Annotated in this window: 17 protein-coding genes, 1 pseudogene and 1 riboswitch; of the genes and pseudogenes, 7 read left to right on the forward strand and 11 right to left on the reverse strand. The window is 40.4% G+C overall.

Annotated features, from left to right (window positions below; genetic code table 11):
• Window positions 1–41: 41 nt before the first annotated feature.
• The 5 genes and pseudogenes from L655_RS0123945 to L655_RS0123965 all read right to left on the reverse strand — a co-directional run bounded on the left by L655_RS0123945 (window position 42) and on the right by L655_RS0123965 (window position 7,165).
• A complete protein-coding gene (locus L655_RS0123945; RefSeq protein ID WP_024606513.1) occupies window positions 42–803 on the reverse strand; it encodes a SapC family protein in 762 nt (253 codons plus the stop codon).
• A 22-nt stretch (window positions 804–825) separates the two neighbouring features.
• Window positions 826–2,301 carry a tryptophan halogenase family protein gene (locus tag L655_RS0123950; protein WP_029752391.1) on the reverse strand — a complete coding sequence of 492 codons (1,476 nt, stop codon included), beginning with the start codon at window positions 2,299–2,301 and terminating at the stop codon, window positions 826–828.
• 194 nt (window positions 2,302–2,495) lie between these two features.
• Window positions 2,496–5,241, reverse strand: a pseudogene (locus tag L655_RS01000000126140) (TonB-dependent receptor).
• A gap of 187 nt (window positions 5,242–5,428) precedes the next feature.
• A complete protein-coding gene (locus tag L655_RS0123960) occupies window positions 5,429–6,403 on the reverse strand; it encodes an aldose epimerase family protein (protein ID WP_024606514.1) in 975 nt (324 codons plus the stop codon).
• 363 nt (window positions 6,404–6,766) lie between these two features.
• Entirely contained in the window at window positions 6,767–7,165 is a 399-nt protein-coding gene (locus L655_RS0123965; RefSeq protein ID WP_002958811.1) for an acyl-CoA thioesterase, read from the reverse strand.
• Between the two features lie 33 nt (window positions 7,166–7,198).
• On the opposite strand from L655_RS0123965, the gene L655_RS0123970 reads away from it, so the two are divergent.
• Window positions 7,199–7,903, forward strand: a complete 705-nt coding sequence (locus L655_RS0123970; protein WP_024606515.1) for a 2OG-Fe(II) oxygenase — start codon at window positions 7,199–7,201, stop codon at window positions 7,901–7,903.
• Window positions 7,904–7,923: 20 nt separating this feature from the next.
• Here the strand turns inward: L655_RS0123970 and L655_RS0123975 are convergent, their stop codons facing one another.
• From L655_RS0123975 to L655_RS0124000, 6 genes are all read right to left on the reverse strand, one after another.
• Window positions 7,924–9,159 (reverse strand): cysteine desulfurase-like protein, encoded by a 1,236-nt coding sequence (locus L655_RS0123975; protein WP_024606516.1) that lies wholly within the window; start codon window positions 9,157–9,159, stop codon window positions 7,924–7,926.
• Between the two features lie 11 nt (window positions 9,160–9,170).
• Window positions 9,171–9,803, reverse strand: coding sequence for a 2OG-Fe dioxygenase family protein (locus tag L655_RS0123980; RefSeq protein ID WP_002958808.1), 633 nt, complete (start codon window positions 9,801–9,803; stop codon window positions 9,171–9,173).
• 200 nt (window positions 9,804–10,003) lie between these two features.
• Window positions 10,004–12,601 carry a bifunctional aconitate hydratase 2/2-methylisocitrate dehydratase gene (acnB, locus tag L655_RS0123985; RefSeq protein ID WP_024606517.1) on the reverse strand — a complete coding sequence of 866 codons (2,598 nt, stop codon included), beginning with the start codon at window positions 12,599–12,601 and terminating at the stop codon, window positions 10,004–10,006.
• Window positions 12,602–12,894: 293 nt separating this feature from the next.
• Window positions 12,895–13,944, reverse strand: coding sequence for an OmpA family protein (locus L655_RS0123990; RefSeq protein WP_024606518.1), 1,050 nt, complete (start codon window positions 13,942–13,944; stop codon window positions 12,895–12,897).
• Window positions 13,945–14,334: 390 nt separating this feature from the next.
• On the reverse strand, window positions 14,335–15,744 hold the full coding sequence (locus tag L655_RS0123995) for a YdiU family protein (RefSeq protein ID WP_024606519.1): 1,410 nt from the start codon (window positions 15,742–15,744) through the stop codon (window positions 14,335–14,337).
• 11 nt (window positions 15,745–15,755) lie between these two features.
• The gene (locus L655_RS0124000; protein ID WP_024606520.1) at window positions 15,756–16,451 is read right to left on the reverse strand and encodes a DNA-3-methyladenine glycosylase I; all 696 of its coding nucleotides are present in this window, start codon (window positions 16,449–16,451) and stop codon (window positions 15,756–15,758) included.
• 192 nt (window positions 16,452–16,643) lie between these two features.
• Window positions 16,644–16,844: riboswitch (Lysine riboswitch) on the forward strand.
• Between the two features lie 190 nt (window positions 16,845–17,034).
• On the opposite strand from L655_RS0124000, the gene dapA reads away from it, so the two are divergent.
• The 6 genes from dapA to L655_RS0124030 all read left to right on the forward strand — a co-directional run.
• Window positions 17,035–17,919, forward strand: a complete 885-nt coding sequence (gene dapA, locus L655_RS0124005) for a 4-hydroxy-tetrahydrodipicolinate synthase (protein WP_024606521.1) — start codon at window positions 17,035–17,037, stop codon at window positions 17,917–17,919.
• Between the two features lie 15 nt (window positions 17,920–17,934).
• The gene (locus L655_RS0124010; protein WP_024600030.1) at window positions 17,935–18,675 is read left to right on the forward strand and encodes a 2,3,4,5-tetrahydropyridine-2,6-dicarboxylate N-succinyltransferase; all 741 of its coding nucleotides are present in this window, start codon (window positions 17,935–17,937) and stop codon (window positions 18,673–18,675) included.
• A complete protein-coding gene (locus L655_RS0124015; RefSeq protein WP_024606522.1) occupies window positions 18,675–19,880 on the forward strand; it encodes a PLP-dependent decarboxylase in 1,206 nt (401 codons plus the stop codon). The genes L655_RS0124010 and L655_RS0124015 overlap by 1 nt, the downstream gene beginning before the upstream one ends.
• Window positions 19,881–19,885: 5 nt before the next feature.
• Entirely contained in the window at window positions 19,886–21,007 is a 1,122-nt protein-coding gene (locus L655_RS0124020) for a succinylglutamate desuccinylase/aspartoacylase family protein (protein ID WP_024606523.1), read from the forward strand.
• A gap of 379 nt (window positions 21,008–21,386) precedes the next feature.
• Window positions 21,387–22,421, forward strand: coding sequence for a phospholipase A (locus tag L655_RS0124025; protein ID WP_024606524.1), 1,035 nt, complete (start codon window positions 21,387–21,389; stop codon window positions 22,419–22,421).
• Window positions 22,422–22,542: 121 nt separating this feature from the next.
• The coding region (locus L655_RS0124030; RefSeq protein WP_024606462.1) for an IS4 family transposase at window positions 22,543–23,808 on the forward strand (1,266 nt) is incomplete at its 3' end.

Here is a 23,808-nt window from a genome sequence, read left to right on the forward strand (position 1 = left end):
TACGCGTTACGCGCAATATCTGTGTAATAAAAAAGTGCACGCTACAGCGCGTGCGCATCTCGACTTAGTTCTAACTTAATTTGCTTTAAAGGCATAAGTTCGGGACGTTGGTTGTGCAGCTTTACCAATGCATTTAACTGAAACAGTGAAATAAGCATACTGTTAAGCACACTTAGGTAACCTTGCTTGTGTAAGTTTGCAACAGTATCGCTATCTAAAGTTTGCAGTTTGTCTTCATCAACGGTGCTCAAACCTTGAATAGTTTGGGTTTCGCCTTGTTCAAACTGCAATACAATATCTATGTTTTTAATAAGCCCTAAGCGCGCTACTTCCTGGGTAAATTGATACGTTTGATAATCATTTTTTGAATCGCTTTCAAGTAGCTTTTGCTGTGAATTTAAAAATAAGCTTGGGTTACCTTTAGCATCAAATAGTGCCTCGCCTTGCTGCGTATTTACGGCTGAGCTTTGATCATCAATCGCAATAAAGTAGTCGCTGCTATTTGCTTCACGGGTCATTAAATAAAGAGGGTGAGTTTGTATACATACCGGTGTGTAAAGCGCCTGCCACTGGTTGTTATTAACCAATAAACTTTGCCCAGCACTAAAGCTTGTTAAACCCGATACGGTATAACTGCCGTTTTGCGCATTTCGCGCTAAAAATATAGGTAAGTCGCATGCAGCTTTTGCCACTTCGTTAGCTCTTAAATTAACTAAATGCTGCGTTTTTGCATATTCAACACCTGCATTAGGGTTAATTTTTAATGTTTGGTGTTTGGTGTTTACTAGTTCACTAATAGCCATAGTTACACATCCTTAAACTGGGTTAGCCGCTAACCANCTGCTGTGTAAGCTGGCTGTTACGTTCAATTATTTGTTTGGCTTGCGCGTCTTGTGAATACAAATAAGCCTGTTTAGTAAAGTCTGGTTTGAAGCCCATACCATATAAAACGTACTGGTAGCTGGCGGCTGGGAATAACTCTAATGCGCCATGAAAATCTTGAATAAGCGGGCCACGGCTTCCCCAAAGCAGTAAATCTTCTTGCAGGGTTTGTGGAATAGTGTCCGGATGTACATGTGCTTGCCAGTAAGGTTCTGGGCGCTTGGTTAGCATGTAATGGAGCTTTAAAAAGTCGATAATGCGCTGCCAGCGGTAGTCCATTTGCTCGTTAAAGCGTTTAGCTACAATAGGCATTACTTGTGTATCTGCTGGCATATGCTCTGCTACAAAGCGTGCTGAAATTTCAACAAGCATAATAGCGGTTGCTTCAAGCGGCTCTACAAACCCTGCTGACATACCCACTGCAACACAGTTTTTATGCCAAAACTTCTCACGGTAGCTCGACTCAAAGCTAATTTTACGGGCAGTTAAACCGTTTGCTGCATCGCCTAAATAGTTTCGTAAGTTTTGCTCTGCTTCATCGCCTGATAAAAATTTGCTTGAATAAACATGCCCTACACCACGACGATGCGTTAAACCTATATCCCAAATCCATCCAGCGTTTTGAGCTGTTGCTATGGTATGGCTGGCTAAGGAGTCATCGTTTTCATCGTAAGGGACTTGCATCGCCAGTGCGCTGTCGTTAAATAGCACGTGGTCCATTTTTTTAAACGGTACGTTGAGCGCTTGGCCTAATAACAATGATGAAAAACCAGTACAGTCTATAAATAAATCGGCGCTTATAATGCGGGTTTGATCTTTTAGAGTAAGCTCATTTATTGCACCATCGTCATCAAGTTTTACCTGATCAACAGTACCAATAATATGCTCTACGCCAAGCTTACTTTTACAATGCTGTTTAAGCATTTCTGCAAAAGCGCCGGCATCTAAGTGATAAGCGTAATTACAGTTACCTTGATATTCACCTTGCGCTATACCTCTTGGGGCTAAGCTTGCTTCGCAAATATCATGTTGAAAATTAGTTTGCTGTGCAAAGTCTTCAACATTATCTAAATAAGGGGCTAAATCTATGCGGCCGTAGCCTAGCGGTACAGTAAATGGATGGTAGTAAAAGTCGTTGTTGCCGTGCGTCCAATTTACAAATTTACCACCTTGCTTAAAGGTAGCGTTACAGGCTTTAAATACATCAACTTCACGCAAACCTATTTGCTGAAGTGTGTTTTTCATAGTGGGCCAGGTACCTTCACCTACACCAATTGTTGGAATATCTGACGATTCAACCAACATCACTTTTAAGCCATCACCATTTTTACCTTGGTGATACGAAGCTATAATTGCAGCGCTCAACCATCCTGCTGTGCCGCCACCAATTACTGCGATTGTTTTTATTGCTTTATTCATAATGGACTACTCTTTGAGTATCTTTGATAACGTTTTATACAACAAATGCCCTTTAGGGCATTTTGATTTAATGTGTATTCATTTTAGCCAATTAGGTTAACTAATATACATTACTGCTAAATTAACCTAATTGGTATTAGCACCTTGGTGCTGTAATGAAAACTAAGAGGCGAAAAATACGCCTCCATCATTAATTAAAACGATCCGCGAATACCAAACGCGTAACGTGAGCCATTATCTTCTACTGAATAGATTTGGTTAGCAAAACGACCTGTTTGTACTAGCTCTTCTTCAGTAATATTGATGCCTTCCGCAAAAATAGTGAAGTTTTCGTTAATATCGTAGCTTGCACTAATATCCCACTGGCCGTACGTTTCTACGTTCACTGGTTCACCATTGAAGCCGTTATCAACTAAGCGTAAAAAGCCTTCACGGTTGTTAAATGCAACACGTGCTTGCCAGTTGTCTTGCTCATAAAACAATACTAAGTTTTGTGAATCGCCCAAACCTTCAAGTGCAAATGTTTGAGTTGTATCATCACCTACACTAATGTCGCTATTCACAACAGTCGCATTAGCGATAAAACCAAAGCCATTTTCAAACATGTGAGTAACACCCACTTCGAAGCCGGTTACAGTTGCAGACTCACCATTTTGAGGACGGCTTACAGTGTAAACTTCTGAGCTACCAATAAGTTCGTCATCTGTTTGGTCTGTACATGTAGTACACGCAAAATCAGGACCTGAACGGTCAGACATTTCGTATGTTTCTGCACCCGTTAACGTAACAATAAAGTCGTCAACTTCTTTACTAAATACTGCAAAGCTAAATAAGTTAGCATCGTTGTAGTACCACTCGTAAGAGATATCCCAGTTTTCTGATTGGAATGGTTTAAGTGCTGGATTACCGCCACTTGCCGTTAAGTTTTGACGACGTGGTTCGTTAAAGTTTGTTGCTGGAGATAACTGAGACATAGTTGGACGAGTAATACTATCGTACGCGGCAAAACGTAAAATCATATTATCTTGTAGCTCAAGCTTAACGTTGAAAGACGGTAGTAAGTTTGAGTAGCTAGTACCTTGTTCAATATTAGTCGCAGGGCCAAATACGTTAGCAAACAATGTCGCATCTGAAGTTGGAACTACATCGCTAATAAAGCTTTGTATTGCAGCAACTGCAATATCGGTTTCAGAGTAACGAGCACCCATATTAACGGTTACTGGCATATCAGCTAAGTCAAAACCAAGCGTAAAGTCCATGTATAAGCTAGTGATGTCTTCGTTAATTGTGTAACGGTTATTTTGTAGCGTTGGCTCTACTGGGAAACCTTGATCGGCTAAGTAATCAAGCATTTTATCGCCATCGTAGCTATAAAATGTATCGATTAAACCAGGGAAGTAATCACTCGCTGTATATGCTTCAAAATCAATTTCATCAAGCGGTGCTTGTGTACCGTAACCACAAAATTGACATTGGCTACCAAAAATTTGGAAGCTAGATTTTTCACGCTCTTGGCGATAAGCACCAAAGTTAATACGCTCTACTGGGCCTTTATCTGGCACGTATTCAAAATCGGCTTTTACTTCAGTGATTTCATCTTCATCAGTAAATTGGTTACCAATTTCGTTGTAGTGAAGACGCGCTAGGCTTGGATCTGGCAATGAACCATTTTCAAAGCCATCATGCTGTACGGTAGGAATGCTGCCTGTACCGTCAAAAGTATAGCTGTTAATAATACCCACTACGTTAAAACGATCATTACCTGCACGGTCGTTTTCAGCTGTTGAGCGAGATACATCAAATTTTGCTTTTAATGAATCATTTACTTGCCAGTCAACATTAATACCAAATGCTTTGTTGGTTACGTCACGTGAGTTACGCGTGTGTGATACAAAATCACTTGCAGGGTCGCCACTTGGTGCGCCTAAGCCAACTTCTTGAGAGAAAGTTAAAAGCGTACCCGTTTCAGCATCAATTGTTGCGCTGCCTACACGGTCTGGTTCGAACCAAGATGCTAAATCACGCACTGACGAATCAACTTCAAATTTTGAAATCATCCCATCAACCGTAATCGTAACATCGTCAGATGGTGCATATTGAAGTACTAAACTTGCGTTTGTACGTTCACGGTCTTGCTCATCAACTACTTGGTCCCAGTTACGTGGAATGTAGGCATTTTCAAATAATACACCATCAGTTGGGTTAGATATTGTTTGGCCACCGCGCCAACCTGCCGTTAAAATTTGGTTGTTTTGAAGTTTACGTTGCTGATTAGTGATGGCAAAAAGCACACCTAGCTTGTCATCGTTAAACGTATTACTTATTAAAAATGATGTTGATGGAGATACTTCCTCAGAAAGGCTTTCTACATACCTTTAACTGAACCTAAAATATGTAAACCACTAAAATCAAAAGGGCGTGCTGTAGTTACGTTAACCGTACCACCAATGCCGCCTTCTTGAAGCGTTGCTGTATTACTTTTATAAATATCAGCACCGGTGATTTGATCCGCCGCCAATACATCAAAATTAAATTCACGACCTGCACTGTCTGTCGCAATTTGACGACCATTTACAAGTACAGTATTAAATTGTGGACCAAAACCACGAATAGTTACCGCTTGGCCTTCACCACCACTGCGGTCAATTGCTCCACCTGTAATACGTTGCAGAGACTCTGCTACGTTTAAATCAGGAAATTTACCAAGATCTTCTGCTTTAATCCCGTCTGTAACAACATTAGATGCTTTTTATCTAACATTGATGAACGTAAGCTGCTGCGGATACCCGTTACTGCGATAACTTCAACATCTTCATTTACAACTGTAGGCGTATTGCCTTCAGCGCCTTGAGCTGCAACGCTTCCGCTTGCCAATATACCAGTGATAGCAATACTGAGCGCGGTTTTCTTGTTGAACGATAACTTATTGTTAATTATCATTTTTTAAAAACTCCTGATTGTGTGTAGTCGTTGTGTCGTTGTGGTAGTGCGTATAGTTTCAAATACTATTTATATTATAAATACTTTGAACCGGCAAAAAGTGCAACCTTTTCCTTAATTATGGATGGCATTTAATTACCGTATATTTTCTTTTTATTTTCTTTTAATTAACATTAAAGAACTGTATTCACTCAGAAAAAGCGTAAATAATAACCTGTTCGTATTTCTCTGCTGGCAATAAATTAGCCTTTGGAAAATTTTCACGATTTGGCGCATCTGGCCAATTTTGCGCTTCAAAACACAAAGCTTGCCGTGCTTTAAAAGGCGAACCAACAAAGTTTGCGGTATAAAGCTGCATGCCTGGCTGCGTACTTTTAAGGGTTAAACTAACGTTCGTGTGTGGCGAAGTTAATGTAGCCATCGTCTTTAAACTGCTGTCATCATTAAAAATATAGCAGTGATCAAAGCCATTTCCAGCTTCTAGCTGAGGATGAACGGCGCTTAAGGCCTCACCAACTTGAGCTGGCTTACTAAAGTCAAAGCAGGTACCGCAAACTAAAGCGGCTTCATTAAGTGGAATACTAGTTGTATCAATAGGAAGGTAACGATCGGTATTAATTTGAACAAGATGCTCATTAATTGACTCACTGCCATCAAGATTAAAATAGCAATGGTTGGTAAAGTTAACGAGCGTTTCTTTATTCGTTATCGCTTTAAAGTGCAGAGTAAGCTCGCCGTTTTTAGCGCTAATAGTTTGCCAAACCTGCAACTCACCGGGGAAACCTTGTTCGCCGTCGGGCGAGCAATAATAAAGCTCAACTTCACTTTCAGTTTGTTTAGTTACTTGCCAAAGTACTTTATTAAAACCTTTAACACCGCCATGTAGGCTATTAGGACCGTTATTTGCCTCTAGTTGATACTGCGTACCAGATAAGTTAAAACGCCCCTTTGCAATACGATTAGCGTATCGACCTACTGTAGCGCCTAAGTAAAATGGGTTTTCAAGATAGTATTGAGGGTCATCGACGCTAAGCGTCATTTCTTGTTTTTTAAATTTAATGCTTTTTATTATTGCGCCAAACGGCAAAATTTCAGCTGCTAAATTCTCACCATCACTGAGCTGAATAACTTGTAAAGGCTGGTTACTGGCAATAGATGTCACACGCATACTCCAATCAAATTACCGAATTAACATTTCCTGTTATAACGGCGCAACAATATATAATATAAATAGTATATAATTGAAGCCTGCAACTCAATCTAAATACGTTAAAATTTCTCGACAAAAATTTATACCTCTTCACTTAATTAAGTGATCTATTTTGAGGTAAGAAAATCGTGTTGATAACAAGGCAAAAATTTCGTTATTTAGTTGTTCTATATCAGAAATTTTTAACGCAGTTATCGTCAGATTTAATCCCTCAAATTGATTAAGTATTATTGAGGATAGGTATTACAGCTGCCATTATTTATTTACACTAATCCAGCTCAGCATGAGCTTATATAAAATATAAGCTTTGTAAGGTTAACTGCCTTGGTAAATATGCTCGTTAAGCGCTGCTTTTTCGTCAATGCTAAGCGCTTGCTTTGATTTAGCAATAAAATCGTACCTCACCATCACAGCTTTGCCTATTGCGCAGCATTTATCGTGTTGCCATGCTTCTTGCCTCAGCGTAAAAGAACTAGTCCCTATATGCTCTACAGAGGTTTTTACTGTCACTTCGTGGCCATAAAATAACTCGCCTACAAACGACACTTCAACTTTGGCGATAATCAATTTCCAATCATGTGGATTTAAGTCCGGTGTAAAAAACTTAAAAATAGGTCCACGCGCGACTTCAAACCATACAGGGAGTACGGTATTGTTGATGTGTCCGAGTGCATCTGTTTCGCTAAAGCGCGGCATCACTTTTTCAATAAACATAAAAATCCAATAATAATTATATAAAGGTAAACCATGACGGACTTTATACGCGTTATTAATAACGCATTAAGCGATGAGTTTTGCGATGAATTTATTTCCACATTCGCGCAAAGCCCGCATGTAAGACAAGGGGTAACATCGGGCGGTGTCGACTTAAAGAAAAAAGACAGCCACGACCTACACTTAAATAATCACCCCGAATATGCACAACAATTAAAACATATACAACAAACGACTGCACAGCATGTTTTTAAGTATGTTGAAGAGCATATTTTTATGATGATTGGGGCATTTGGCTTAAAGGTTTATCATCCAAAAACAGGCGAAGTAGTCGATTTAACCCAAGAGAATTTTGAAGAAGTGGGTAAACCGCAATTACCCGTTTTAGTTCAGCAAATTTTTAGACTCGGTAACATTCAAGCGCAAAAATACGAAGTAAACAAAGGTGGCTACCCTTACTGGCACAGTGAAGTTTATCCGCAGCTACAGCACAATGAAGCTTTGCATCGCGTGTTGTTATTTATGTTTTACTTAAACGATGTAGAAGAAGGTGGTGAAACAGAGTTTTATTATCAAAACCGTAAAATCGCCCCTAAAAAAGGCACTATGGTAATAGCACCTGGCTACTTTACACATACTCATAGAGGCAATAAGCCAGTATCAAACGATAAGTATATTTTAACCTCGTGGGTATTGTTTAACCGTGCAGAACAAATATATGGTGCGCCTAAGAGTTAGCGCACCAAAATCAGTATTATTTAACCGAGCAGTTCATCAAATAAATTAAACAACTGATCTAGCTCTTCAATGGTGTTGTAGTGCATACAACCAATGCGCACTACGCCGCCTTTATCAAGCACATCTAATTGCTTGCACAACCCTTGCGCGTAAAAATTACCATCCCACACGCAAATATGCTGCTTACCTAGAAATTCTGAAACGGCGCGTGGCTCAAGCCCTTCAAAAATTAAAGCAAAAGTAGGTGTACGCTCATTAAGGCGATCAAAATCATCAATACCAAATAACTTAATACGTGGATAATTAACTAAGCGCGTTAAAAAGTGTTCGCTAAGCGCCATTTCGTGCTGCTTAGTTTTAGCAAAAGCAACGCTTAACTTTTCGCGGCGTGAATGGCTATCGTCAAGTTCGCTAATCGCTGCAATGTAATCAACAGCAGCAATAAAGCCCGCCATAGCTTCAAAGCTTTGTGTGCCGGTTTCCCAACGACCTGGTGCTACGTCTTTAGCTGGCTCAACCTTGTAAGGCGTAAACCCGTCTAAATGTTCTTTTTTACCGTAAACCATACCTAAATGCGGGCCAAAAAACTTATACGCAGAGCACGCTAAAAAGTCACAATCAAGTGCTTGCACGTCAACAAGTTCGTGAGGTGCATAGTGTACGGCATCAACATAAACAAGTGCACCTACAGCGTGAGCAAGCTCTACAATACGTTTAATATTATTAATTGAACCTGTGGTATTTGAAGCGTAAGTAACCGCTACAAGCTTAGTGTTGCTGTTTAATAAGCTTTCAAATTGCACCATATCTAAGCTGCAATCAGCTTCGTTAATTAAAGCCGTATTAACTTTAACGCCTTTATCTTCTGCAGCTTGTTGCCACGACGATACATTCGAGAAGTGATCGGCATTGGTTACAATTATTTCATCGCCAGCCTGCCAGTCGCGTGAAATTGCACGGCTAAAACTAAACGTAAGGCTGGTCATGTTTGGACCAAACACAATTTGTTGTGAGCTAGGTGCATTAAGTAAATCAGCGGCGGCTTGGCGCGCATTCGCCATCAACTCAACCGTTTTATCACTTGAAAAAAACGCGCCACCTAAGTTCGAATTATAATGACCTAAATAAGCTGTCATCGCAGTAAGCACCGATGTTGGTACCTGCGAGCCACCTGGTCCATCTAAAAATATTGGCGATTTACCATCAACGTTCTGCATTAATGCTGGAAACTGCTCACGTAATTGCGTTATGTTCATGCCTAACTTCCTTAAGACGTTAATACAAAACAATCCAGGTAACCTGGTTTGCTAGCATCAATTTTGTTCATAGGTGTTGCGTTATGCCACACTTGACGGTCGTTTATTAATGCAAACATGCCGTCTTTTATTTCCATTTTAAAACAAGGCTCAGCTTGCTTGTTTTCGTATACAAGCAGTTCGCCACCTTCTAAGTTCTCGTGAGAAACACCGCATATACATACATGGTCAAAACCATCTTGATGCACGCCTTCTGGCGCTGCAGGTGTATCGCTATCGATGGCAAGCATACGGAACTGATGAATTTCAATATCACGCTGCTCATCAATACCGGTAAGTTGGCGAAACTCATTTACAATGCTTTTCATGCCCTCTGACTCAAGTAAACTTTGCTCTAAATTTTCGTAAGTACGCTCTACATTACCTTGAAAAGTATTAATTGAATCATCTTGAACAAATGCTTTGGCTTGCTGTAGCTTTATTTCACCATTTTGCATTTTTACTACTGAATAACGACGTTTACGAAAGGCACCATCTGCATAAAGGTTTGCAGGAAGGTTATCAAAAGAAGGTTTAACCAAATCAATATTTGCTTGGTTAACAAAACGTAGTTGCAATAAATTCTGGTTGTTTAATGCTGTCATAAAATCTCGCCTAAAATAATGAGAATATTGATAAGGATTTTAATGCATTTTGATAGGAATTTTTGCGCGATTAATTACTTTAAAAGCAATTTAAGACTAGAGTTAATACAATAATATAAAAAAAGAAGCATGAACTATCTAATATTTGTTTTAGCCAATAAAAAACCCGCCGAAGCGGGTTTTTAAACAAACTCTAAAAGTTATACAGCTTGTTGAATAATCACGTTGTCTGCTTTTTTAGTGTAAGCAGGCATACGGTGGAAGTTTAAGTAACGGTAAGTATCTGCAGCCGTTGCATTAATCTTCGCTGCGTATTCTTGGTACTCAGCTGGAGTAGGTAGTTTACCTAAAATAGCCGCTACTGCAGCAAGTTCTGCTGAAGCTAAGAATACGTTCGCGCCATTACCTAAACGGTTAGGGAAGTTACGTGTAGAGGTAGACACAACCGTTGCTTTGTCTGCAACACGTGCTTGGTTACCCATACATAGTGAACAACCTGGAGTTTCGATACGTGCACCTACACGACCAAAGATACCGTAGTAACCTTCGTCTGTAAGCTGATCTTTATCCATCTTAGTTGGCGGGGCAACCCAAAGCTGAGTTGGGATACGACCTTTAAAGCCATCTAGTAACTTACCTGCTGCGCGGAAGTGACCGATGTTAGTCATACAAGAACCGATGAATACTTCGTCGATTTTCTCGCCAGTAACATCAGATAATAAACGTGCATCATCTGGGTCATTTGGAGCACAAAGGATTGGCTCTTTAATATCTGCTAAATCGATTTCAAGTACATGTTTGTACTCTGCATCAGCGTCAGCTTCCATTAGTTCTGGGTTAGCTAACCAATCTTGCATTGCAGTAATACGACGCTCAATAGTACGTACATCGCCGTAACCTTCAGAGATCATCCATTTAAGCATAACAATGTTTGATTCTAGGTATTCTGCGATAGACTCTTTAGAAAGTTTAACCGCACAACCTGCTGCAGAACGCTCTGCAGATGCATCTGATAGTTCGAACGCTTGCTCAACAGTTAGGTGTTCAACGCCTTCAATTTCTAGTACACGACCAGAGAATTCGTTAATTTTACCTTTTTTCTCAACTGTTAATAAACCTTCTTTAATACCGAAGTAAGGGATTGCATGTACAAGGTCACGTAAAGTGATACCTGGTTGCATTTCACCTTTAAAGCGAACCAAAATTGACTCAGGCATATCAAGAGGCATAACACCTGTAGCTGCTGCGAATGCTACTGCACCCGAACCTGCTGGGAATGAAATACCTAATGGGAAACGTGTATGTGAATCACCACCAGTACCTACAGTATCTGGTAATAACATACGGTTTAACCATGAGTGAATTACACCATCACCTGGGCGAAGTGACACACCGCCACGGTTCATGATGAAATCAGGAAGCGTATGGTGAGTGTTTACATCGATTGGTTTAGGGTAAGCCGACGTATGACAGAAAGACTGCATTGTTAAATCTGCAGAAAAACCTAAACATGCTAAGTCTTTAAGTTCGTCACGTGTCATAGGACCTGTTGTATCTTGCGAGCCAACAGTTGTCATTTTAGGTTCACAGTATTGGCCTGGGCGAATACCTGGAACGTTACACGCTTTACCAACCATTTTTTGCGCTAGTGTGAAGCCTTTTTCAGACACTTCTGTCACTGTTGGTACTTTAAATACATCAGTTGGACCTAGGCCAAGTGATGTACGTGCTTTATCAGTTAAACCACGACCAATGATAAGTGGTATACGACCACCAGCACGAACTTCATCTAAAATTACATCAGATTTAAGTTCAAAAGTTGAGATTACTTTGTCAGTACCGTGGCTCTTAACAACACCTTCGTACGGGTAAATATCGATTTGCTCACCCATGTTAAGCTCATCAACATTTAATTCGATTGGTAATGCACCTGAATCTTCCATTGTATTGAAGAAGATTGGAGCAATTTTATTACCTAGACATACACCGCCAACACGCTTGTTTGGTACGAATGGGATATCATCGCCCATGAACCAAAGTACAGAGTTAGTTGCAGACTTACGAGAAGAACCAGTACCAACAACGTCACCTACATATGCAAGTGGTAAGCCTTTAGTTTTTAATTCTTCAAGCTGAGAGATAGGACCTACTTCGCCTGGCTTGTCTGGTGTAATTCCATCACGTTCAATTTTTAGCATTGCTAAAGCATGAAGTGGGATATCTGGACGAGACCATGCATCTGGTGCTGGTGATAAGTCATCAGTATTTGTCTCGCCAGTTACTTTAAATACAGTAACTGAGATCTTTTCAGCAACAGCTGGCTTATTAGTAAACCATTCTGCATTTGCCCAAGACTCAATAATTTGCTTAGCGAATGTATTACCCGCTTTTGCTTTTTCTTCAACATCGTAGAACGCATCAAACATAAGTAATGTATTTGAAAGGCCTTTAACTACGATTGGTGCAAGTGTTTCGTCATCAAGTAGGTCAATCATTGGCGCGATATTGTAACCGCCCAGCATTGTACCTAATAATTCTGCCGCTTTTTCTTTAGAAACAAGTGGAGAATTAGCTTCACCTTTAGCTACAGCTGCTAAAAATCCCGCTTTAATATAAGCAGCATCATCAACACCAGCTGGTATACGCTGAATGAACAAATCTAAAATGAATTCTTCTTCACCTGCTGGTGGAGTTTTTATTAATTCAATAAGATCAGCAGTTTGCTGAGCATCTAATGGCGCTGGTACGATACCTAACGCGGCACGTTCTTCTACGTGTTTACGATATTCTTGTAGCACAATATTGCCCTCTTGGTGACGTGAAAGTATCCGGTAGCGCTTCAAGCGCAAATAAGTTACCCAATACTTATAGTATTCTAACGCGTAATTATAAAGCTTTTATGGATAGATGAAAATCCATCCAGTTGCGCAACTGATTATACCGATTATAAATACTATGAATAGTGGTTGTAGTAAAAACTATTTTCATGAATGTTTGTTAAGTAAGAATCATTACTGTTTATAAGTATAGCCACTTTAATACACGCATAAAAAAACCCAGCCTAAGCTGGGTTTTTATAGATAAATAGCTATTAACGCTTAACTTTTACTTTCTCTACTGTAGTCAACTGCGCTTCAACACGACGATTTTCTGCGTTTGCAGCACGTGTGTTTGCTGAGTTTTTAAGGCGTGTTTCGCCGTAACCCACAGTAGAAATACGTGACTTCTCAATACCGTCTTTCGTTAATTCAGAAGCTACATCTTTAGCACGCTTTTCAGAAAGCGATTGATTATAAGTTGCATCACCAGGAGCAGAAGCATGACCTTCTAATACTACCGTTACTTCACTGTTCTCTTTCATGAAATCAGCAACTTGCTTGATATCATCGAAGAATTTATTTGGTACATCAGCAACGTCATGAGGGAAAGTCACTAATAACTTTACAGTTACTTCTTTATCTTCGTATACAGTACAACCTTTAGCATCAACAGCATCTACCATTGGTGTATTAGCACACTCGTCATTAGCATCAATGACACCATCATTATCACTATCTAAAGGTACTGCGGCAACAGGTTCTGGAGCCGCTTGAACTGGCTCAACTGGTGCTGAGTTTTGGCCAAATAAGTAGTTAATACCAATTTTAGCGCCTACATCTGTGTAACCACGGTCAAGGCCTTGGTATACAGCTGTTTCAGCATTTACAAATAAGCCATCTGTAATGAAATGTTGGTAACCAACACCTGCATTTAGGAATGTGTTGTCATCAACTACGTCAATCTCTTTAATACCGAAAAGACCGTAGAAAGGACCGCCATTTAAATGGTAAAGAGCATCAATACCGTAACGCTCGCCATCAATATTGTTGCGGTTGCCAGCAACTTTATCAAAAGCATTAAAATCCATATCTGCATATTCAAGACGTGCGCTCCAGTAATCACTGAAACGGTAACCTACTTCAGCACCCCAACCAGTAGACTCGTTTACGTCAAGACCAGCTTGAGCGCGCATGTTTTTCCAAGATGCGTCATAGTAGTCGCCAAATGCGCCAATGTAGAAACCTTCTTCTTTATCAGCAGCGAATGTAGATGCGCTAGTTGCAGCCAACGCGATTGCAATTGTAAGTGATTTTAATTTCATTGTTTTCTTCCCATTTGAACAATTTTAAATTGTAGCTAATCGATACTAGCTCAATCAGTTTTATATAGACTAACTGAGCCTTTGTTAATCAATACTTAACGAAAAATAAAGTTTATAACTTTTTTCTATGCCTTGTCGCAACACACATCCACTTACTATAGGCGAAATTAAAACTTTATTGAAAAATAAATATAGTAGTTTTTTGTAAATTAGTACTTAGCAAGGAATATAAGAGCAATTAAATTAAATGCACTTATAAATGCAAAGAAGTATTGCTTGGTTTTAATTGTGCACATAATACCACCAGAATTAGCATTCCCCTAGGTATATGCGCATGTTTGATTAAAAAATGACTCTTTTTAATCATGCGGTTATATTTAAAGTTAAGTATTAAGTACCACAAAAAGTCTGGTAGTCATTATCATTCGTAGGTGGAGAGCAAAACTCTGATAACTCTTCACTGTTAGAATATGGATTCCCAGCTATTTTTATAAAGCGCTGTAGCAACTCACTAGACCCAGTAGCGTTATATTGTGCAATTATTTCTTCGATCACATGATTACGCGGTATTACACGAGGATTTGCCGCTCTCATTACTTCATAACTATTATCGTCAGTTAAACTTACCCACTTAGCTCTCCATTCAATTAGCGACTCAGGTACGCTTTTTTCTCCTTTTAAGGATTCAGTAAGCGCATCAAAGGTATTGGTGTAGTCGAGCTGATTATCTTTTAATAGCGTTAACAACTCTGCTATTAACTCACCACTACTATCGCTAGATTCATTTAAACCCAATTTTTGTGCCCACATAGCCGTAAACTCAGTATTAAACTGCTCAGCAAAACTATTAATAAATGGCGTCATTAATGAAACCGCTTGCTCGTCATCATCGCTAATAAGCGGTATTAAACTCTCAGCTAAGCGTGCGCAGTTCCAGTTAGCTATATTAGGTTGATTACCAAATGCATAGCGGCCTTGTTTGTCTATAGAGCTAAATACGGTATCAAAATCAAAGCTATTCATCATGGCACACGGACCGTAATCAATGGTCTCTCCGCTAACTAGCGTATTATCTGTATTCATTACTCCGTGAATAAAGCCAACACGCATCCAGCTCACAACTAGCTTAACTTGGTTTTTAATCACAGCGCCTAAAAATGCTAAATATCGCTGCGAACCTGTATCTGTTATTTCTGGGTAGTGTCGCTCTATAGCTAAATCGGCTAAATTCTTAAGCCCTTCAACATCGCCTTGCGTCGCTAAATATTGAAACGAGCCAACGCGAATATGACTGGTTGCTAAACGAGTAACTATTGCGCCTGCTTGTGGTGGGTTACGATAAACCGTTTCACCGCTGCCAACGACCGCCAAACATCGGGTAGTTTTAATGCCTAGTGCATGCATTGCTTCGCTCATTACGTATTCACGAATAGCGGGCCCAAGTGCACAACGGCCATCACCCCCTCTTGAATAAGGAGTAGCGCCAGAGCCCTTCAATTGAATATCCCATAACTGGTTTTCATTGTCAGTAACAGCCCCTAATAAGTGGGCTCGTCCGTCACCTAAACGTGGTGAAAAATGTCCAAATTGGTGCCCAGAGTAACCAAGTGCTACTGCAGGAATCGCCTGCTTTTCATTACCGCTAAAAGTATTAGCACGTAAATCATCAGCGACATTAATATTAAACTGTTTTGCTAAGCTCTCGTTCCACAGCAATAACTGAGGGGAGGCAACACTTGCAGGGAAATCTTCAATCGCGAAGTTTTCCGCAATATCTGTGTATCTTGGCACTAATTTCATGGTAATTCCTATTATTGCTGACTTATACCCACGCGGTTATCACCTACACCATAGGCCACAATTAAGCTTAGCTCTTGCATACTTAAACCACTTTGCTTTTGCATTTCATTAAAAAAGGCTTGGGCTGCACTCAGTGATTTTTTGGTTTGTAAGCCGCCGTCTATAATTTTATGAGCACGCAAATAATTCTCTACATCGCGTGATAGTAAAAAAGTATCTTTACCAAGTGCTCGCAGCGCATAAGGCCCTGTATTTCCGCCTAAACGCGAACCATGCTTTTTTAAATACGCCCATAAACCAATAATATCGTCTGTTGGCCAACTAGCGACAAACTGGCTAAAACTGCCATGTTCTTGTGCTATTTCGTGGATCATGTAAGCATTTTCGGTAATTGTTTTTACTTTTTTATAGTTACGAACAATTCGCTCATCCGTTGCTTTTTGTTCCAGCATATCGGGTGGCATCATTAATAACTTATCAACGCTAAAATCCCAAAAAACCTCTCTAAAGCCTGCCCACTTATTATTTATGACTGACCAATAAAAGCCGCTTTGAAATACTTTTCGAGTAAATTCTTCAAGCCAATCGTCGTCACTTAACGTGCTTAGTTGTTTTTTAGATAGCGGTTTTGCAAGTAATAACTTAAGCATTTTTTCAGAGCCTTTTCGCTCTACCGCTCGCTTATAAATATCGCTAAATTTTTCCATACTAATTAAATACCTCACTACTTATATTGCTAGTGTACGAGAAAAGCACCCAATACGTAACCACTCCCATTATGGATGAATGGATATGTATTTAGTAGCTTGACACCTAGACGGCTAAAATGCTTTAATCGCCGTAATTACCCTATTTAAATTGCAGCGGTTTGTAAGTTTTTACTCTACAAACAGGTGCTAAGGGCTAGAAGAGGTGCGTTATTCAGGTAGCGTATGTTAGGAGCGCAAACTCCAGTGAGCATACGTGAGGGGAATTAACGCCGAGAAGTAATCACTTTTGCGAAGTGTTTATTTCGGGCGACTAGGTTGAACCCTAGCGACTGTCACCAATAGCTGCTTATAACAAGCAGCTTATTAGTTTGGTGGAGAGCTTCTGGTCTTAAATATTAAGGCCGTGCGCCCTATTATTTTAAGCCCATTCGCTCTTCGAATTATTAGTTCGAACGATGTTAATGCGGCTCCTTCCATAAAGCTTTTTAACTCTTCGAATAATACCAATTACATTAAATTAGTTATCGCTAAAATGATCACGTTTTTAATAAAATTGGTACAAATTATAAGTTCGTGAGAGATGATCAACAACTTCAATTTAAACGACTACTCACTGTGGACCGCGCTCGTTACGCCATTTGATCAACACGGCGATGTTGACTACAACACGTTAACTAAGCTGGTTAGCGAGCAAGAAGCGGCACATAACGGTATTCTACTACTTGGTAGTACGGGCGAAGGCTTGGCGCTAACGCAAGAAGAGCAACAAGCCATTGTTGAACACGTATGCCAGCTAAAACCAGCGGTACCATTAATGGTTGCTGTGGGTGGTAGTAACTTAAAGCAACAAATTGAGTGGGTTAACTATTGTAATACACTACCCATTCATAGCTTTTTACTTGGCTCACCCCTTTATGCAAAGCCCGGCGCTATAGGCCAAACTCATTGGTTTGAAAGCCTACTTAATGCAAGCGCTCACCCGTGTATGCTTTATAACGTACCGGGGCGCAGTGCTGTTAGCATCCCAACGGCAACAATTCAAAACTTACAAAACAATAAAAATTTATGGGCGTTAAAAGAAGCGAGCGGCAGCATTGCTCAGTTTGAAGCTTACCGCCAAGCTGCGCCTAATTTAGCTATTTTTAGTGGCGACGATGCGCTAATGCCTTATTTTGCACAAGCAGGTGCAAAAGGCTTAGTGTCGGTAGCTGCAAATGCATGGCCCGCACAAACTCACGAGTTTGTTAAACGCAGTTTAAGTGGTCAACATCCTAATTTATTTGCTCAGTGGACTAGTGCCATTAATAGCCTATTTGCTGTCGCAAATCCCATTCCCGTAAAGGTATTGATGCATTTACAAGGCCGCTTAAGCAGCCCGCAACTTCGTCCACCTTTAACACACCTTGAGTTAACTCAAACCGATTGCATCACAACTGCAAACAACACCATTTTATCTTGGCATTAAATACAGGTTTTTATAATGAGCTGGTTAGAACTATTAAATAATTTAGAATCGGGCGCAGTACGCGCAGCATCACAAAACGAAAGCGGCCAATGGCAAGCTAACGTAGAAGTAAAAAAAGGCATTTTAGAAGCCTTTAAAAATGGCACTAATACTGAGTTTGCAGGCGGTTTTGTTGATAAACACAACTTAGCTCCACAAGAGTTTAGTACTGATGATGGCGTGCGTATGGTGCCGGGTGGCTCTAGTGTTCGCCGTGGTGCTTATGTTGCTAAAGGCACGATTATTATGCCACCAGCGTATGTAAACATCGGTGCATATATCGACGAAGGCACAATGGTAGATAGCCACGCATTAGTTGGCTCGTGTGCACAAGTAGGTAAAAACGTACATTTAAGTGCAGCAGTGCAGCTTGGTGGTGTACTTGAGCCAATTGGTGCAAGCCCAGTAGTTGTCGAAGACGATGCATTTATTGGCGCAGGCTGCGTTATTGTTGAAGGTGTAGTCATTAAAAAAGGCGCAGTGCTTGCACCAGGCGTGCGTTTATCTGCGACTATTCCAGTTTACGACTGCGTAAACGAGCGCCAACTAGATAAAGGCGAGCCTATTCCTGAATATGCCATTGTAATACCGGGCTCTCGTCCTGCGTCAAACGAATGGGCACGTAAGCAAGGTCTAAGTATGTCGTGTGCGTTAATTGTCAAATACCGCGACGAACAAAGCGATGCATCATTATTACTTGAAGAGGTTTTACGATAATGAGCTTTTTGAGCACGCCTATCAAAACTGCTGTAAATACTATTACACAACAACTTGATACACCTTTTTTTGTTTACGACTTAGATAAACTAAACACGCATCTTGCGCGTTTAGTTGCACAAACCGACGTAAAACTTTGGTACGCCGTGAAAGCAAATCCACTGTCTAAAATTATTCAAAGCTTAGACAACGCCGGTTTTAATTTTGACGTAGCAAGTAAAGGTGAGCTTGAGCAAGTACTAGCACAAGGTATTAGCTCACAGCGCGTGCTCAACACGGGGCCTGCAAAAAGCCCCAAACAAATTAAACACTTTATTGAGCGCGGCGTATGTATATTTGTAGCCGAAAGCCTCAATCAAGTCCGTTGGTTAAACCAACAAGCACAACTACAAAACACGCAGTTACAAGTACTTTTACGTGTACAGTTGCGCTGGCCTGAAGGTGAAAAAAACCCATTGGGTGGCGACAGCCTTACCCCATTTGGTTTGGGTTGTAATGAATGGCAAGCACTTAATGTAGCCGACTACCCTGCACTTAAGTTTGACGGCTTACATATTTTTCAGTGGGGCAACATGCTTAGCACGCAAAAGCTAAGCGAATTGTGGTCACAAATGATTGCACCACTTAGCCAACTTGCCGGCGATTTAAATATTAGCCTTAAAATTCTCGATTTAGGTGGTGGTTTAGGTATTCCCTATACACAAAGCGAAACAACACTTGATTGGGATGACTTAATTGCTGCGCTCGCTAAAATTAAAAATGATGCGGGTGTAGAAGAGCTATGGATGGAACTTGGTCGCTATGCCGTTGGCGAATGCGGTCATTACGCAAACCCAGTAGTAGAGCGCAAACAAAACTACAATCAAGAACAAGTAATTTTAAGCGGCGGTATAAATCACTTATTACGCCCTGCTGTTACCAGCCAAGATTTCCCTGCTGCGTTACTGCGTGAATCCAGTGCTAAAACTCAAGCGGTCACTTTATACGGCCCACTTTGTACAGCGCTTGATTGCTTGGGTGAACATAACCTGCCAAGCGATTTAAATGAGTACGACTGGCTAGTGTTTAGCCAATGCGGTGCTTACGGCTTTACCGAAAGTATGCCGTATTTTTTATGCCATGAGCTAGCTGGCGAGTACACCTTGCAAAACGGTACACTTACCTGTGTTCGCCAAGCCGAAAATGCCAGCCACTACTTAAGGTAATAATCATGAGTAATACAACACACATTAGCCAAGAGAACATTGTAGTAGGGGAAGTTGCAAACGGCTTACCACTTACAATTCCTGTGTATCGTTTAAAAGGTGATGGCACAGGGCCAAGTGTTTACATTCAGGCCAATATGCATGGCGCTGAAGTGCAAGGTAACGCGGTTATTTTTCAACTACTTGAGCAATTAAAACACCTTAACCTTAGTGGCGATATTACCCTTGTACCTTATGCAAATCCGATTGGTTGTAATCAAAAATCTGGCGAGTTTACCCTTGGCAGGTTCGATCCGATTACGGGCACTAATTGGAATCGCATGTATCACTACAATAAAAATTTAGTGGCACAGTTTGCACAAAATCATACTCAGTATGACGACGCTACATTAAAAAGTAACTTCAAACAGGCACTTATTGACGAAGTAGACAGCAAACTTAACGGCCCTGCTTATTTACTCAATACGGGTAAACGCATTGCGCTTAACTTACAAAAGCTCGCTCATCAGGCTGATATAGTACTCGATTTACACACAGGCCCTATTTCAAGCAAACACTTGTATTGCCCAACTTATGCAACCGACAGCGCACGTTACTTTAATATTGAACATGTATTGCTTATTCCTAGTAATTTTGACGGCGCTATGGATGAAGCTAACTTTTGCCCATGGTGGCATTTAAGTGATGCACTTAGCGGACAAGGTCGCGAATTATCAATACCTGTAGAAGCATTTACTGTAGAGCTAGGCAGCCAAGAAAAAATAGACTTAAAAGAAGCATTAAACGATGCAAACAGCATTTTAAGTTACTTAAATCACAAAGGCGTATTACAAAACGCACCGCATACGCCAGCTAATATGACTCGTTATGCATGTAATTTAGATGACTACTTTGCCTATTACGCCCCTATTGGCGGCATGGTTGAATACTTAGCCCCACTTGGCGGGCACATTAAAGCTGGTGAGCCTATTGCCAATATTTTACGCATGGAGCGCTACTTAAGTGAGCAACCATTGCAAACACTTACTCTTGATTGCGATGCAATTGCTATTTTGCACTTTGCCTCAGCGAGTGTTAATCAAGGTACCGAGCTTTATAAGTTTTTTACTAACATATTTGAGCTTTAGCTCACCCTTCTCATTGCGTGAGAGTAATACCAATTGCATTAAATTAGTGATCTATTATAGCGATAAGGAAATAGCTTAATAACAAGGCTAAAATTATGGTACATAGTTGTTCTATATAAATAATTTTTAACGTAGTTAGTGAGTTATTTAATACGCTAGAATGATCATGTTTTTAATAAAATTGGTATAAATTAACTAAAATAATTAATCTGCATTAAAAAAGCGGCCTAGGTCGCTTTTTTTTCTGTTCTATATTTACTTTATATACGTATAATGATTGCTGTGAATACAAATTCAGTAAAAGTTCACCGTTACATATGTAAAAAGACGTTATAATTAAATTAACGCATACAACAACCCGAACTCACAAGGAATTACAATGAGCTGGCGCCACTGGATCACACTTACTGCCTTAATAAGTACAGCGACCTTCGCACAAGAAGAAGTTGCCACAAACGAGCAAGATAACGACATCGAACTTGTAAAGCAGTGTATTTTAAATGAAGTAATTGGCGGAGACGGTAAACAGACATTAGACGATCTTCGTAAAAAGTGTTCAGCTCTTGAAGAAAACAAACAACTTACCGCGCTTGATAAACGCCAAGCTCGAGAAGAAGTCGGTAAAAAAAATAGAAACGTAATTACGCCACATAAGCGTAACTATATTTTACCGCTTTCGTACGTATCACACCCAAACGATCGCCCTTTTGATGGTTTTGACGAATTAACAGATGATAACGATGGCGAGCCACTAGACAACCTAGAAGCAAAATACCAGCTTTCAATCAAAGTGCCTCTATATGATGACTTTTCTGATGAAGACCAAGCCATATTTTTTGGCTTTACTCTGCAATCTTACTGGCAGCTTTATAACTCAGAAATCTCTTCTCCATTTCGTGAAACCAACTACGAACCAGAAATATTTTGGATAAACTACCTCGACCCAGAAAACGTATTATGGGGCGACGAAATGGCAATTTCACTAGGTATTTCGCATCAATCAAATGGTCGCAGCCAGCCAAACTCGCGTTCGTGGAACCGTATTTATGCAGACTTTATTTGGGAAAACAGAGGTTTTGTTTTTAGCTTTAAACCTTGGTATCGCATAAGCGAAGATACTAAAGAAGACATACTTGATGCTAAAGGCGACGACAACCCAGACATATACAAATACATGGGCTATTTTGAATTTAGTGGTGCATATCGTCTTAACGATCATGAATTTAGCTTCATGACGCGTAACAACTTAAATTCAGAAAACCGTGGTGCAATTCAACTCGACTGGTCATTTCCATTATGGGGTCGCGTTCGTGGTTATGCACAATACTTTAACGGTTATGGCGAAAGCTTAATTGATTACAATGCGGATGTAGAACGTATTGGTGTCGGTATATTATTAACCGATTTGCTGTAATACTTCCCTAAGTTTTACGCACAAAAAAGCCAAGCATTGCTTAATGCAGATCGTTTAAGCTAATTGAACGATCTTTCAAAGGGCTCATAATAGGCTACAACAGAAGTTGTGGCCTATTTTTATGTCTGAATTTATTAAAGAATTACACCTTACGACTGAGTTTTGCCAAGATCGTGATATTGATTCGTTCACTAAGCACATTCCCCTTGAGTGGATTGAAGAAGCTGTTACCCAAACAGGAAGAGCCTCTGTACGCAAACGACGCTTCCCCGCCGAACAAGCCGCTTGGCTTGTGTTAGGAATTGGTTTATTAAGAAACCGCTCAATATCTGAAGTCTGTGACAAACTAGAGCTCGCTTTTCCTGACGCAAAAGGAGAGCTTCCACCATTGGCGACCAGCAGTATTATAAAAGGGAAAGAAAAGCTAGGCGCAGCGCCTATGAAACACCTTTTTAAACATACAGCAACGCAGTGGGAGCAGTCGCAAACTTTTGATGACGTGTGTGGTTTAAAGCTGCTAAGCGTTGACGGTACACAATTTAAAACCCAAGATACGCCGAGTAACCGTCATTTTGGCTATGCTCAATCGACAACGAACTTCCCCTCAGTACTTGCTGTAACCTTGATGTCGACAAGAACGCATTTAATATCCGATGCAGCGTTTGGCCCCATTACTCAAAGTGAAATTCATTATGCTCAACAGCTTGTTGGCTCAGCACCTGAACATTCACTAACTCTATTTGATAAAGGTTTCTTTTCGGCTGAACTATTCACGAGCTGGCAAGGTGTTAGCGAAAATCATCATTGGCTTACGCCCATCAAAAGTAAAATGCGCTATGAAATAACGGAATCATTTAGCGATTACGACCACTTAATAACAATGCCTATTTCGCCACAAGCTAAAAAATCAGCCCCTTACCTAGGTGATACATGGCAAGCAAGGCTTATTCAAATTCCGACACCTAAAGGTGAAATAAAAGGGTTCATCACCTCATGCGCCTGTCCAGAAAAGTACCCGCTGAAAGCGCTACTCGATGTTTATTGGCAACGATGGGAAATAGAGCGAGGATATGGTGAGCTCAAGCAATATCAATTATCTAATAAGCCAGCGCTACGGAGCTTGAAACAGGAAGGTATTTATCAAGAGCTCTGGGGTATTCTGACGTCATACAATATCGTGAGACTTGAAATGGCAGAGATGGCTAAAGCCCATAAAGTGGAGCCATTACGCATCAGTTTCATAAACGCATTATACCTGATACAAGACGAGTTTTTATGGTGCTCAGGTCGAAGCCCCGGGACAATCCCTAAAAAGCTAAAAGAACTACGTGAAAACGGTAAACGGCTAATATTACCGGAGAAAAGAAAGCGAAAAGCTTATCCGCGA

The sequence above is a fragment of the Pseudoalteromonas sp. TAE79 genome (assembly GCF_000498015.1).
In the GTDB taxonomy this organism is placed as follows: domain Bacteria; phylum Pseudomonadota; class Gammaproteobacteria; order Enterobacterales; family Alteromonadaceae; genus Pseudoalteromonas.